Annotated in this window: 11 protein-coding genes; 4 read left to right on the plus strand and 7 right to left on the minus strand. The window is 72.3% G+C overall.

All coding sequences use genetic code 11. The annotated features are described in order from the left end of the window. Positions 1 to 4: 4 nt before the first annotated feature. The 5 genes from HH311_RS10910 to HH311_RS10930 are packed head-to-tail and all read right to left on the minus strand — an operon-like array spanning position 5 to position 5,467. Positions 5 to 994, minus strand: coding sequence for a UDP-glucuronic acid decarboxylase family protein (locus HH311_RS10910; RefSeq protein WP_169183690.1), 990 nt, complete (start codon positions 992 to 994; stop codon positions 5 to 7). Next, positions 991 to 2,160 (minus strand): hypothetical protein, encoded by a 1,170-nt coding sequence (locus HH311_RS10915; protein ID WP_169183691.1) that lies wholly within the window; start codon positions 2,158 to 2,160, stop codon positions 991 to 993. Before HH311_RS10915 ends, HH311_RS10910 begins: the two co-directional genes overlap by 4 nt. Beyond that, positions 2,157 to 3,005, minus strand: a complete 849-nt coding sequence (locus HH311_RS10920) for a WecB/TagA/CpsF family glycosyltransferase (RefSeq protein ID WP_169183692.1) — start codon at positions 3,003 to 3,005, stop codon at positions 2,157 to 2,159. Before HH311_RS10920 ends, HH311_RS10915 begins: the two co-directional genes overlap by 4 nt. After that, positions 2,992 to 3,960 (minus strand): NAD-dependent epimerase/dehydratase family protein, encoded by a 969-nt coding sequence (locus HH311_RS10925; RefSeq protein WP_169183693.1) that lies wholly within the window; start codon positions 3,958 to 3,960, stop codon positions 2,992 to 2,994. Before HH311_RS10925 ends, HH311_RS10920 begins: the two co-directional genes overlap by 14 nt. A 34-nt stretch (positions 3,961 to 3,994) precedes the next feature. Beyond that, complete coding sequence (locus HH311_RS10930; RefSeq protein ID WP_211190120.1) at positions 3,995 to 5,467, minus strand: sugar transferase; 1,473 nt, start codon at positions 5,465 to 5,467, stop codon at positions 3,995 to 3,997. 228 nt (positions 5,468 to 5,695) lie between these two features. Between HH311_RS10930 and HH311_RS10935 the strand changes: the two genes are divergently transcribed. Beyond that, positions 5,696 to 6,385 carry a phosphatase PAP2 family protein gene (locus HH311_RS10935; RefSeq protein WP_169183694.1) on the plus strand — a complete coding sequence of 230 codons (690 nt, stop codon included), beginning with the start codon at positions 5,696 to 5,698 and terminating at the stop codon, positions 6,383 to 6,385. 325 nt (positions 6,386 to 6,710) lie between these two features. Here the strand turns inward: HH311_RS10935 and HH311_RS10940 are convergent, their stop codons facing one another. Then, complete coding sequence (locus tag HH311_RS10940) at positions 6,711 to 7,649, minus strand: helix-turn-helix domain-containing protein (protein WP_169183695.1); 939 nt, start codon at positions 7,647 to 7,649, stop codon at positions 6,711 to 6,713. Between the two features lie 96 nt (positions 7,650 to 7,745). On the opposite strand from HH311_RS10940, the gene HH311_RS10945 reads away from it, so the two are divergent. Both HH311_RS10945 and HH311_RS10950 read left to right on the plus strand, forming a co-directional pair. After that, positions 7,746 to 8,744 (plus strand): alpha/beta fold hydrolase, encoded by a 999-nt coding sequence (locus HH311_RS10945; RefSeq protein WP_169183696.1) that lies wholly within the window; start codon positions 7,746 to 7,748, stop codon positions 8,742 to 8,744. Continuing rightward, the gene (locus tag HH311_RS10950; protein ID WP_169183697.1) at positions 8,741 to 9,943 is read left to right on the plus strand and encodes an acyl-CoA dehydrogenase family protein; all 1,203 of its coding nucleotides are present in this window, start codon (positions 8,741 to 8,743) and stop codon (positions 9,941 to 9,943) included. Before HH311_RS10945 ends, HH311_RS10950 begins: the two co-directional genes overlap by 4 nt. A gap of 7 nt (positions 9,944 to 9,950) precedes the next feature. Here the strand turns inward: HH311_RS10950 and HH311_RS10955 are convergent, their stop codons facing one another. Further along, a complete protein-coding gene (locus tag HH311_RS10955) occupies positions 9,951 to 10,640 on the minus strand; it encodes a class F sortase (protein ID WP_169183698.1) in 690 nt (229 codons plus the stop codon). 1,296 nt (positions 10,641 to 11,936) lie between these two features. On the opposite strand from HH311_RS10955, the gene HH311_RS10960 reads away from it, so the two are divergent. Continuing rightward, entirely contained in the window at positions 11,937 to 13,850 is a 1,914-nt protein-coding gene (locus tag HH311_RS10960) for a galactose oxidase-like domain-containing protein (protein WP_169183699.1), read from the plus strand. The last annotated feature ends 12 nt before the right edge of the window (positions 13,851 to 13,862 follow it).

Below are 13,862 nucleotides of genomic sequence, written 5' to 3' on the forward strand. Positions count from 1 at the left end.
CCCTCTAGACCGCCGACTCGGTCAGCGCCCGCTGGTCCGGCAGCGACTCGAGATCGAGGCGCTCGCTGTGGAACCAGTCGATGGTCCGCCGCAGTCCGTCGCGGACATCCACCGTTGGTTCCCACCCGAGAGCGGCGCGCGCGAGCGTGATGTCGGGGCGGCGGACGGAGGGATCGTCCTGTGGACGATCCACGAGGACGATCTCGGAATGCGAGCCGGTGAGGTCGATGATCAGACGCGCCAGCTCGAGGACGCTCATCTCTCCGCAGTTGCCGATGTTCACCGGGCCCGGCAGGTCGGAGTGCAGCAGCCTGACGAGCCCCTCGATGAGATCGTCGACGTAGCACACCGACCGGGTCTGGCTCCCGTCACCGGCCACCGTCACGGGTTCGTCGCGCAACGCCTGCCCGATGAAGGTCGGGATGGCGCGCCCGTCCCGGGGCCGCATCCGCGGCCCGAAGGTGTTGAAGATTCGAGCAATGGCCGTGTTCACCCCCCGCGCGTTGCGGTAGGCCATCGTCGTCGCCTCGGCGAATCGCTTGGCCTCGTCGTAGACCCCGCGCGGGCCGACCGGGTTGACATTGCCCCAGTACGTCTCGGGTTGCGGATGGACCAGCGGGTCCCCGTACGACTCCGAGGTGGAGGCCAGTAGGAAACGGGCCCGCTTGTCCCTGGCCAGGCCCAGGGAGTGCAGTGTGCCGATCGAGCCGACCTTGAGCGTGTGCAGCGGCATCTGCAGGTAGTCGATGGGCGAGGCCGGGGACGCCAGGTGCAGCACGGCGTCGACGTGCCCCGAGACGTGGATGAACTGCGTGACATCCGCCCGGACGAGGCGGAACCGGCCGTCCTCGAGGAGGTGCTCCACGTTGGCCGAGCTCCCGGTGCAGAAGTCGTCGAGGCAGACGACCTCGTAGCCCTCCTGCAGGAGTCGCTCGCACAGGTGGGAGCCCAGGAAACCCGCACCTCCCGTGACGACCGCGCGTCGAGGTCTCATGGGTTGTCTCCTGCTGCTCGTGACGCGGTCAGGGGTGCCGGGACCCGCTCCAGCCAGATCTCCCGCCAGTAGGCGTAGACGCTGCGCGGGCAGCTGCGGTGGTAGTCGGCGGTGCAGACGACGTCGGCCAGGACGATGCAGGGGGTCTTCATTCTCTGCATCCGGCCGGTCGATTCGTCGATGATGCGCTCGACCCGGCGCAGCACCTGGGCGGTCCGACCGCAGTACTTGAGCATTTCCCGGTCGAAGGACATCCCCCGGTTGAGATTGTCCGCGTTGAGGGTCGCGGTGATCTCCTCGATGGACTTGACCCTGACCCACTCGCCGGGCTGGAGGCCGAGGCTCTGGACGGGCGTCCGGTCCGCCGTGCCCCGGATGAAGGGGTAGCGCTGCCCGCCGCGGATCCGGAACCTCTCGGGCAACCTCCGGCGCGACAGGTCCTGCATCCGGTTGAAGGCGCCGATGGGGATGCCACGGAGAACCTGACGAACGGGCGCGTTGCCGGAACGGACGTCCTGCACGTACTGCGTTACGTCCCACAACGGGATGCCGACCGGCGCCGCGCGGGTCAGTTCGGTGGCCTGGCACGAGTAGACGGGCTCGTCGGACGCGGCCTCCCGCGGACGGCACGCACCGAGCGCCACCTCGGTGAGCCGCTCCCGGGTGCAGCCGGAGCACTCCGACGTCGGTGCCCCTCCGCTCGTACCGGGCAGGGCTCCCACCGACGACTGCTCCGGCGCCGGCGCGTCCGGGGTGGAGGCGTCCGGTGTCGCGGGTTCAGGCGTACGCAGCTGCAGCGGGATCGGCTTCGACCCACAGCCCTCGCCCCCAGAGACACGGGTGAGCCAGGCGGTCTTCCAGAAGATCAGGCACCCCGCCTGGCAGCCGCCGTGTGCCTGGCCGTCGCACCGCAGCCCGGCGAGATGGACGGTGTCGGTCAGCCGGCGCAGGCCCGTCCAGGTGGCGGTGTCGCACGTCTTGTGCGCGATCTTGTCCACGACGAAGCGCCCGCCGCAGAATGGCAGCATCTCCGGCATGAAGGGCAGGGAGTCGAACTCGCCCCGCTCGTCGAGTCCGGCGAGGATCTCCTCTGCAGGCTTCACCTCCACGACGTCGCCGATGGAGAGGGGCGGCCGGACGCCCGGCCGCTGGACCGTCACGCTCATACGGGTGCTCCCGCCGTGGTGCCGGACCCGACCGTGTCGGCCGGGTCGGGGATGGTCCCGGCCAACCGCGGCGGGTGGGCCAGGATCTTGAGTACGAAGGCCGGGTTGTTCCGCAGGTAGCGACGCCACAGCCGCCGCGGCTCCCGGCCCAGCCGGTACGCCCATTCCAGCCCGCTGCGCTGCATCCAGCGAGGAGCCTGGGGGATGGTGCCCGCTTGCAGGTCGAAGGCGGCCCCGACGCCGAAGAGGGCATTGGCGCGCAGCGTCCCCACGTGCTCGGCCAACCAACGCTCCTGCTTCGGCGTGCTCAGGCCGACCCAGACCAGCTGCGCGCCCGAGTCGTTGATGACCCGGACGACCTCGGCGTCCTCGTCCGGGGTGAGCGGCCGGAACGGCGGCGTCCACGTGCCGGCGATCCGCAGCCCGGGGAACCGCGCGGTGAGCCGCTCCGCGAGCAGCTCGGCGGTCCCGGAGCTGCCGCCGTAGAAGAAGGACGACCAGCCGCGCTCGGCCGCCCGGGCGAGGACCGCCGCCATCAGGTCCGGGCCGTAGACGCGGCTGACGTCGCGCCGACCGGCCCACCGGGCCGACCACACCATCGGCATGCCGTCCGGGGTCGTCAGCCCCGAGCGGTTGTGGATCCGGAGCAGCTGTGGGTCGCGCCGGCACTCCATCACGCCGTGCACGCCGGTGACGCAGACGTACCTGTGCTCGTCGCGGACCACCCAGCCCGACACCTCCTCGACCGCCGAGTCGAGCGTCAGGCAGCTGATCCGCACGCCGAGCACGTCGACACGCGGGGGGCCGTCCGCCGACGCCCGGCCAAGCCGCTCAGCTGCGCTCACCGCTGGTCAGCCTCTTCTCGATCCACTGGTAGGTGGGGCGGAGCCCGTTGTGGAGCCATGTCGTCGGCTCCCACCCCAGGACCTCGCGCAGCAGCGAGTTGTCGGAGTTGCGTCCCCGCACCCCTTGCGGACCGGCCACGTACTTCAGCCCGATGTCCCGCTTGCCGGCCACCTCGGCGACGAGGTGTGCGAGCTCCGTGATCGACACCATCTCGTCCGTGCCGAGGTTGAGCGGCTCGGCGAAGTCGGATTGCATAATCCGGTAGATGCCCTCGACGCAGTCGTCGATGTAGCAGAACGACCGCGTCTGCTCCCCGTCGCCCCAGACCTCGATGCTGCCGCCGTCCTCGGCGAGCGCGACCTTCCGGCAGAGCGCCGCCGGAGCCTTCTCCCGGCCGCCGTCGTAGGTGCCGTACGGGCCGTAGATGTTGTGGAACCGGACGATGCGTGTCTCCATCGGGTGCTCGTCGGCGTAGTACGAGCACAGCAGCTCGCTGAAGAGCTTCTCCCACCCGTAGGCGTCCTGGGGCTGGGCCGGGTAGGCGTCGCTCTCCTTGAGCGGGACCACGTCGGTCTCGGTCTGCCGGTACTCCGGATAAATGCAGGCCGACGAGCTGTAGAGGTACCGCTGTACGCCGTTGATCCGTGCGGCATCGATGGTGTGCAGGTTGATGAGCGAGTTGCTGTGCAGGATCTCCGCGTGGTGGGTGGAGATGTAGCCCATCCCACCCATGTCCGCGGCGAGCGCGTACACCTGCTCCACGCCGCGCGTCGCCTGCAGCGCGGCGTCCCACCGGCGCAGGTCGAGCAGCTCGAACTCGTCGGCATCCACGTCGGTGTACTCGGGGTACTTCAGGTCGACCCCGCGGACCCAGTAGCCCCTCTCCTTCAGGAACGTGACGAGGTGGTGTCCGATGAACCCCCCCGCTCCCGTGACACACACTCGCTTCCCCACTGCAACCTCCCTGTGCGCGTTCCGTGCTTGTCGATCAGTAGGCGCCGCGGCCCTTGGCCACCGCGAACAGCGTCTTCCAGATGATCAGAGCGTCGAGCGCGAGCGACCACTGCTCGACGTAGCGCAGGTCGAGACGGACCGACTCCTCCCAGTCCAGGTCGGAGCGGCCGTTGATCTGCCACAGGCCGGTCAGGCCGGGCTTCACGAACAACCGCCGCCGTGCCTCGCCCTCGTAGCGCCGGTCGGTGACCGGCAGCGGGCGCGGGCCGACGAGCGACATCTGGCCGAGCAGCACGTTGACCAGCTGCGGGAGCTCGTCGACCGACGTGCGGCGCAGCCATCGCCCGACCCGCGTGATCCGCGGATCGGCGGAGATCTTGAACAGTTCCCCGGTCCCGTGCCGGTTCAGCGCGTCGAGACCGGGCCGTAGCGCCTCGGCGCCGCGGACCATCGTGCGGAACTTCCACATCGTGAACTCGCGCCCCTGCCATCCGGCCCGGGCCTGGCGGAAGATCGCCGGTCCTGGACTGGTGAGCCGGATCGCGAGCGCGATCGTCACCAACAGGGGCGAGAGGACGATCAGCGCGATGAGGGCGACCAGCCGATCGAGGACTGCCTTGGCCACGCGGCGCCCACCCGCCAGCTGGGGTTCGTCGACGTGGAGCAGGGGCAGTCCGCAGACCGGCCGGATCGCGATCCGAGGGCCCGCGACGTCGATCAGCGCCGAGGCCACGAGCAGGTCGATCCCCGACCTGGCGAGGCTCCAGGACAGCATCTGCAGGGCGGACCCGTCCATCTCCGGGCAGGGCAGGACGGCGACGGCGTCGGCGGAGGTCATCCGGAGCGCGAGGTCGACGTCCTCGAAGCCCCCCAGTACCGGCACGCCCAGCGCGGCCAGGTCGCTGGAGTCTCCCCCGCCCGGGACGCACGCCCCCACGATCCGCATCCCGTGGTGGGGATCGTGGCGCATCTGCCGGACCAGCTCGGCACCCGTGCGCGCATGGCCCACGAGGAGGACGTCGCTCATGTAGAATCCGCGCCGACGCTCGCGATGCACCCGCTTGCGGAGCAGGTAGCGCCCCAGCAGCGTCAGGGCGGTCGCCATCGGCAGGGCGATGAGGACGTAACCCCGCGCGGTCTCCGCCTTGGTCGCCCAGGACGCGGTCGCGACCGTGGCGATCACGGCGACCGCCGCGGCGAGCACTCGACGGAACTCCTCGAACCCGACCGACAGGAAGCGGGCCTCGTAGGCACGAGCGGCCGACATCGCCGCCAACCACAGCAGGGGCAGACCCGCGCTCAGCGCGACGTACTCCCACCGCGGGTCCGGCGTCGCGGGGTCTCCCCAGCGGATGTCGTAGGCGGCCATCCCAGCCACCAGGGCGGCGGCGGCGTCGATCCCGACGACGGTCCGGACGTAGCGGCGCTCCCACGTCCTCCGGGACGACCGGACCACCAGTGGCTGGTCCGGCGCCGCCCGGCCCGCGTCCGCCTTGGCGATGCCCACGCCGGACCCCCTCCCGCCGCTCGATGAACGCTCGAGGATCGTCGCAGCTCACGGGCGGGATGTCGGTCGTCAAGAATGATGATTGGAACCGCCACGGCTCGGCCCTCAGACGTTTGTCCCAGGGCATTTCGAGGCCCGCCGGTTCGGGCTCGTCCGGTCCTGGAGCCGGCTGCACGGCATCAGCCGAACAATGGCGGCGGAGGAATGACCTCGGCTACCGTGCGGGACGTGTTGCGCGCGCGCCGACGCCGGGACAGGTCCGACGAACGGCAGGAGGCGCTCTGCCCGCCGTGGGCCCTGAGGGTCGCTGTCGCCGCCTCGCTCGCGGTCGTGCTCCTCGCTGAGGTCGTCTGGCGCACCCGCCAACCCGATCCCGCCGACGCCGACCTGATGTACTGGCAGGAGGTCGCGAAGGTCCGCGCCGACGGCGTCGCGACGGCCGTCGCGACGGCGGTCGGGCCGCTGGTAGTACTGGCCGCGGTGGTGGGCGTGGCGGTGGCCGGGCGGGCGAGGCGTTGGGACGCAGCGCTCCTCGCACTTGTCGCCGTTCCGGGCACACTGGCGGTCGAGCTGGTGGTCAAGGAGGTCGTTCATCGCCAGCGGCCGGGCGGGGACGACCTGCTGTTCCCGTCGGGTCATGTCGCGGTGGCGACAGCGGCGGCGGTCACCGTCGTGCTGGTCCTCAGATCGACGGCCGTGGCAGCGCGGACACGGAGACGGGTCGCTCTGGGAGCGGGTCTGTCCGTCGTCGTCGTGGCCGTGGCACGACTGGTGCAGACCGTCCACTACGCCACGGACGTCGTCGGGGGCGTCGCCCTGGGGCTCGCCACGACCTGCTGGGCGGCAGTGGCGCTGACCGCGGCGGCTGGTCCAGGTCGAGCCCGAGCTAGCCGCGGGGGTGGGCGGGCCGCACCGTAGAACTCCGGCGGCGGCGAGACTTCGCACATTTTGACGAATTCTCCAGCACATCGCGCCTGCGACGCACGCATTCAGCGGACGTCAAGCACCTGAAGAGGCTAGCAATGATGTCGAGGGCGAAAACCCATCAAGGGTTGTCGTTGCTTCGCCGTGGTCGTTCGCGAACCCTATTTCAGCCCCTCGTGAGATGACCGCACGAGCGGGAACTCCATTCCGCCGAGCCAGATCCGCACCACGATGACAGTCCGGTGGCCGCCTGGCTGTCCGGACCTCTGGACTGTCGGAAGCCAGCGACAGTCGGCCTGGACTGCGCCATGCCCCCTCCTCAGGCCCCCCGGAGCATCGCCCGACGGTAGGCCACCGGGGTCCGCCCGGTCACGCTCTTGACGAGCTGACCGAACCGCGTCGCGTTCGGGAAGCCCCAGCGCCGCGCGATCGCCGAGACGGGCGTGGCCGCCTGGGCGGGGTCGGTGAGGTCGGCGAGGCAGCGCTGCAGGCGCCGCTCCCGGATCGTCGTCCCGACGGTCCGGCCGTCCTCCGCGAACACCGCGTGCAGCAGCCGCGTCGAGACGAACATCGCGGCGGCCACCGACCGCGGGGAGAGCGTCGGGTCGGCCAGGTTCTCGTCGATGTGCCGCTCGACGCGCGCCCGCAGCTCCGCGTGGGGTTCGAGGGCGTCGAGCAGACCGCGCCGGGCGAGCTCGTCGTCGAACAGGGTCCGCGCCAGCTCGGCCGCGTGCCGCGCGGTGGCGAGCACCGCGTCGGGCCGGCACCCGGCGCCCGGCCCCTCCAACGCCTCGTGCAGTCCGGTGAGCAGGCCCGCGACGGCGGGGGTGAGCCCGCGGGCACCGTCGAGCGTGGTCGCGGTGAGGTCGGCCGCCCGCCGGCCCCCACCCGCCGTCGGGAAGCGGAAGCACAGGCTGCGGTAGTCCTCGCCGCTGGTGATCTCGACGGGGCGCGTGGAGTCGTAGAACACCAGGTCGCCGGGCCCGACGCGGGCCAGCCGGCCGTCCTGCCGGAACTCCGCGGTCCCCGCGAGCTGCACCGAGAGCAGGTACTCGGCCGGGCTCGCATCGATGTGCGCCGCCGTCCGGACCGCGCGGTGCGGCCGCGAGGTCATCGCGACCAGCGAGGCCTCCCCCAGCCGGCGCCGGCTCACGCTGCCGCGGAACCGCTCGGGGCGGGCGCACTCGACGTCGAAGCGCAGCAGCGCCCCGGTGACGGCGCCCTGCCACGCACCCATTCCCCGGACCTCGTCGTCCACGGTGCACCTCCTCCCCGCCGCCGGCGTGCAGCGGACGGAGATGTCCGTGCACTGTAGCGAGAGCGACGAGACCCGGACCACACCTAGCGTGACCGCATGAGCACCGTCGCGAGACCGCGCGTGTGGGAGTCGGTGGTCCCGACGACGTCCCGACGCGGGCACTTCTGGGTGCCGGGCGAGCGGGTCACCGGCGCCGACGGGGCCGTCCGCGCGAAGGGCCCGATGTTCGTGGCCTGGGAGGCGCCGGCCGCGGACACCGACCGGCCGCCGGTCGTCCTCGTCCACGGCGGCGGCGGGCAGGGCACCGACTGGCTCGGCACCCCCGACGGGCGGCCGGGCTGGGCGGCGGGGTTCGTCGCCGCCGGGTACCCGACGTTCGTCGTCGACCGCCCGGGCCACGGACGGTCGCCGGCCCACCCCGACGTCACCGGCACCCCCGGCGCGCAGTTCGACTACGGCACCGGGGAGGCCCTCTTCTTCCCCGGCCGTCCCGACCACACCCGCTGGCCGCTGGATCCCGAGGACGAGGCCGCGACCGACCGCTGGATCGCGCCACTGGGCTCCCTGCCGGTCGACCTCGCCGCGTCCCAACGCATGGACGCCGACCGGCTGGCCGCGCTGCTCGACGAGCTGGGACCCGCCGTCGTCGTCACCCACTCCGCCGGCGGGCCGTGCGGGTGGCTGCTGGCCGACCGACGGCCCGAGCTCATCCGGGCACTCGTCGCGATCGAGCCGATCGGCCCGGCGTTCGCCACCTTCCCCGGCATCGGCACGCTCGACTGGGGCCTCACGGCGGCACCCCTGACCTACGACCCGCCCCGCGCCTCGGCCGACGAGGCCCGGGCCGCCGACCCGACGACGTTGCGCGTCCCCGCCCTCGCCGACCTCCCGGTCGCGCTGCTGACCGGCGGGGCGTCGGTGTTCGCGGACTTCGCCGACGACGTCGTGCGCTGGCTCGTGACCGCGGGCGCCGCCGTCGAGCGCGTCCACCTGCCCGATCACGGCGTGACCGGCAACGGCCACGCCCTGACCTACGAGACCAACTCCGACGACACGCTCGCCGTGGTCCTGCGCTGGATCGAGGAGACGACATGACCGAGCAGCTCACGCGTCCCGCGAACTCCGCGGCCGGGGCTCTGCGCCCCGGCGACGGCGTCGACGAGGTGATGGCGCGCCTCGTGGAGCTCGACCCGCTGCTGCGGGCCGAGGCCGAGGGCTCCGAGGCCGGCGGGCGCCTGACCCCGCGCGTCGAGGAGGCGCTGTCCTCGAGCGGGGTGTGGACCGTCGGCACCCCGCGCGAGCTCGGCGGCGGCGAGTTCACCCCGCGCCAGCAGATCGCTGCGGTCGAGACGCTCGCGCGGGCCGACGCGTCGACGGCGTGGGTGGTCATGGCCGTCGAGATGATCACCGGCGCGACCGCGGCGTACCTGGGCGAGGACGCCTGGCGCTCGTTGACCGAGCCGTACGACGGCGAGGTGCGCGCGGCCGGGCAGGGCACGAAGCCGGGGCGGGCGGTCGCCGTCGAGGGCGGGTACCTGGTGTCGGGGTCGTGGCAGTTCGCGTCCGGCCTGCACCACGCGACCCACGTCCACACGGCCGCGCTCGACGAGCAGGCCGGCGAGATGCTGGTGTTCACGCTCCCCAAGGAGCAGGCGACGCTGGTCGACAACTGGGACGTCATGGGCCTGCGCGCCACCGGCAGCATCGACTACCACCTCGACGAGGTGTTCGTGCCCGCCGAGTACGTCTACTCCGGCCCGACGACGCAGCCGCGGGTCGGCGGCGGGCTCTACCGGCTGGGCGTCGCGAACCTCGCCGGGATCGGGCACACCGGCTGGGCGCTCGGTGTCGCGCGGCGGCTGCTCGACGAGATGCAGGCGATCGTCGCCGCGAAGACCGGCACGCCCGGCGCCGGCGTGGACACCGCCGAGTTCCACGCCGACTACGCCCGCGCCGAGGCGTCGCTGCGCGCGGCGCGGGCCTGGAACATGGAGGTCTGGGCCGACAACGAGGCGATGCTCGACCGCAGCGAGACCCTGTCGACCGACCAGGAGACCCTGACCCGTCTCGCGCTGAACACCGCCACCTGGACCGCGCACGAGATCGGGCAGACCGTGTACCGGTGGGCCGGCACGGCCGCGCTGCGCGAGGGGCCGCTCAACCGCGTGTTCCGCGACCTGCACGGCGGCACCCAGCACATCACCTCCGGGCCCGGGGTGCTGCACGGTTGCGGACGACGACTGGCCGGTCAGGCCCCCGACGCGCAGTGGGTGTTCCTCAGCCTCGTCGGGTGAGGAACCACTACGGCGGCTGCGACGGCATCGAGGACGGCGGACGCGGTGCGGCCGCCCGTATCGGCGGGACGGCGTCGACGACGACGTTGTCGCGATAGCTGTGGGCCGCGTGGTCGAACGGACCGCCGCAGGTGACGAGGGTCAGGCCGGCCGGTCCGGCCGAGGTGGCCACGGAGCCGGGCAGGTCGGCCTTCGGGTAGCGGCGGACGGAGACGACGACGTAGTCCGCCTCCCCCGACGTCGTCGTGACCGTCACCGGGTCACCGGGCTGCAGCCGGTCGAGCCAGAACAGCGCCCCCGGTCCGGACACCGCCGAGTCGACGTGCCCGGCGATCAGGGCCGTTCCGGTGTCCGCGCCGGGAACGGCGCCCTCCCGCCACCACCCGACGCGGTCGGGATCGTCGGGCACCCGCAGATCACCGTCGGGTGCGTCGACCGGGTCGACGGGGGCTCGCACGCCCAGCGCCGGGATGGCGAGCACCACCGGGCGGCCGAGGACGCGGGGCGCCCCCGGGAGGGGCGTGACGGCGCGTGGCGTCTCCGGAACCGACGGAGGAAGTGCGGCACGGTCACCGTCGGCGGCGACGAGCGCGGCGTGGAGAGCCCAGCCGAACCCCCACACGACCAGGATCAGCCCCAGCACGATCGCGCCGGACGACAGCCACCACGCGGTGCGACCGTGACGCTCACGGGCCACGGCGTCGCCGGGGCCGGAACGCCGTCGCGCCGACGCCGACCAGTACCAGCCCCACCAGACCGATCACCACGGGGCCGATCGCTCCCGCCCTACCCACTGTGGCGCGCTCGCCGCCGGTGCCGGCCTCGACCCGTGTCGGTGGGTGCGCCACCGACGACGTCGTGGTCGTCGGCGGGACGACGGTGGTCGAGTAGGACGGAGGCGGCGGGATGCCGTCGGAGGGTGGATAGACCGCGCTCGACGGCGGCGGATAGCCAGAAGGCGGTGGATAGCCAGAAGGCGGTGGATAGCCAGAAGGCGGTGGATAGCCAGAAGGCGGCGGATAGCCCGACGGCGGCGGATAGCCCGACGGCGGCGGAGGGCTCGGCGGCGGTGAATAGGTGGTCGTCCTCGTCGAGGAGCACGAGAACACGCTCACGAGGACGATGATCAGCAGGACGCCGAGGGCCAGCAGCGTCCACCACAGGGTCTGCCGGGAACGCGGGGGCGTCTCCGTGGGCGGGCCGCCGTACGACCCTCCCGAGGAGCCGTCGTACGAATCCCCTCCCGGGGATTCGGGGCCATAGGACATCGACGGCCTCCCTCCAGACGGGCGGTGATCCTCCGATTCCCGGAATGGGCATCCGGGCTCCGGACGCTCAGAGCACCGGCGCCCCGACCCCGTGAGTATGCGCGTTCCCGAGCCTGCCTCCGGATGATCCGATCAGGTGCGGAAAGCCGGGTTCGTCATCGCCTGATGGACGCCTGAGCAACCCGACCATGCGTCCGAACGTGTAGATCTCGCAGTACGACGAAGAACGAGCCCACGCAGCGGACTGAACCCATCGGGGCAGATTCAGAGGCCGGCCGGACACATTCACAGCCTCCGAACGGCTCAGGTACTCCTCGATGATGTCGGGTTGGCCGGGAACCCACATCGCGAACTCCCGAATGGCCTACTGAGATCTGCGCACTGTCGGCCGTAGCGGTGCGTCCCGACACTGAGACCCCCGGTCGGGTCTCAGCGCGTGAACCCGGCCGCCAATGCCTCGTCGGGAGTGCACCGTGTCTGTCCCAGCCGGTTCGGTCGGTCCATCGGGGGCCGGCGTGACCGAGGATTTCTCGGACGACGCGCCGGCAGAGCACGCGACCTCAGGCCGGTGGGGCAACGTCTTCACCCTCCCCAACGTCGCGGTGCACGCCCATCTCCTACCCGACGGCAAGATCCTGCTCTGGGGGCGACGCGATTCACCGACCGGCACGTTGGACGACCACTTCTGCACTCCTCGCGTCTGGGATCCCGCCACGGGTCGGTCGGTGCCCACGCCCCAGCCGACAAAGTCGGACGGGGAGACCACGTGCAACCTGTTCTGCTCGGGCCACACCCTGCTCCCGGACGGGCGGGTGTTCGTCGCGGGTGGCCACCTGCAGGACAACAACGGCGTGAACCAGGCCTGCGTCTACGACCACCGGGCCAACACCTGGACCGCGCTCCCGCCGATGAACCAGGGCCGCTGGTACCCGACCGCCACCACGCTGCCCGACGGACGCGTGCTCGTGCTCTCCGGCAGTGCCGTCGTCGGAGCCGGCGTGGTCGTCACCAACGTCCCGCAGATCTGGGACGGAACCCGGTGGCACGACGCCGCGCCGTTCCCCGGTCCCCCGCCGCTGTACCCCCGCGTCCACGCCGTCCCCGACGGACGTCTCTTCGTCACCGGCACCAACGCCGCGACCCCGTTCCTGGACGTCACCGCCGACCGCTGGACGGGCGGCCTCGCCCGCACCGACGGGGAACGGCAGTACGCGCCCTCCGTCCTCTACCGACCGGGGAAGGTGATCTACCTCGGGGGTGGCAACGATCCCGGCCCCGACACCCCCACCGCGAGGACGAGCCTGATCGACCTCGCGGAGCCGGAGCCGGCGTGGCGCGAGGGACCGCCGATGACCTTCCCGCGCCGCCAGCACAACGCCACCCTGCTGCCCGACGGCACCGTGCTCGTCACCGGCGGCACCAGCGGCCCCGGGTTCAACGACCTCAGCCCGGGCAAGCCGGTGCACACCGCGGAACTGTGGGATCCCGGGACGAACTCGTGGACTCCGCTCGCGGCCGAGTCGGTCGATCGCTGCTACCACTCCATCGCGATGCTGCTGCCCGACGGCCGCGTGCTCAGCGCCGGCAGCGGCGAGTTCGCGGGCCAGACGAATCCCGGAGACAGCCACCGCGACGGGCAGTTCTTCCACCCTCCGTACCTCTTCAAGGGACCACGTCCCCACATCGACTCCCTCGACGCGACGGAGGTGGCCAACGGCGGCACCCTCACGATCACCACCAGCGGCCCCGCCGTCGCCGAGGTCACCCTCGTCCGCCTCTCCTCGGTCACCCACGCGTTCAACGCCACCCAGCGCCTCAACGTCCTGGCGTTCACGACGCAGGGCCCGACGATCACGGCGTCCGTCCCGCCGAGTCCGGCCGAGTGCCTGCCCGGGCACTACATGCTCTTCGTGCTCAGCGCCGCGGGTGTCCCGTCGGTGGCACGCATCGTGCGGGTCCACGGCCCCACCGCGCCGGCCCCGGCCGCCCACGCGGCCCGGCCGGAGACGGCCCGCGCCGATGCCTCACCCGGCCTGACGGTCGAGGAGCTGGACGACTCGATCACCGAGCGCGTCGGACGAGGGCTGCTCGGCACCGAGGTCACCGTCGGGCTCACCGCGCAGTGCCCCTACGGCCTCGGCGGGTGCTGGGGCGGGGCCTACGAAGCCCTCGGCAGGCTCACCGACGTCGGTGCGGTCCGCCCGATCGCGAACAGCGCGGACTCCACCGCGACCGTCTACCTGCGCCGCGACGGCCTGCCCGACGTCACGCGCTGGCCGGCGCAACTCGCCGCGTCCGCCAACGCCAGCTACCACTACCGCGGCGTCGAGGTGAGCCTCACCGGCCGCGTCGACGCCGACCGCGGCGCGCTCCGGCTGACCGTGCCCGCCACAGGCATCGTCGTGACCCTGGCCCCGCTCGAACCGGGCGACGAGCTCGCCTGGGACCTCGAGACCCGACGACCGAGACCCGCCACCGAGGACGAGCGCCAGGCGTTCGACCGACTCCGGACCCGCTCGGCAGGTGCCACGCCCGCCGGCCCGGTGCGGGTCACCGGCCCGCTGCACGTCTCCGCCGACGGTCCGACCGTGCTCGTCCGCACCGTCGCGGCCGCCGAGCCGGCGACTCCGGGGGGATGACGCCGTCGCGGT

Origin of the sequence: Actinomycetospora sp. TBRC 11914, assembly GCF_012933465.1 — a bacterium.
Taxonomy (GTDB): Bacteria; Actinomycetota; Actinomycetes; order Mycobacteriales; family Pseudonocardiaceae; genus Actinomycetospora.

Bases quoted from the DNA above. Each gene is read 5' to 3' on its own strand.
- HH311_RS10910 (WP_169183690.1), bottom strand. From the start codon at position 994: ATGAGACCTCGACGCGCGGTCGTCACGGGAGGTGCGGGTTTCCTGGGC.
- HH311_RS10915 (WP_169183691.1), bottom strand. From the start codon at position 2,160: ATGAGCGTGACGGTCCAGCGGCCGGGCGTCCGGCCGCCCCTCTCCATC.
- HH311_RS10945 (WP_169183696.1), top strand. From the start codon at position 7,746: ATGAGCACCGTCGCGAGACCGCGCGTGTGGGAGTCGGTGGTCCCGACG.
- HH311_RS10950 (WP_169183697.1), top strand. From the start codon at position 8,741: ATGACCGAGCAGCTCACGCGTCCCGCGAACTCCGCGGCCGGGGCTCTG.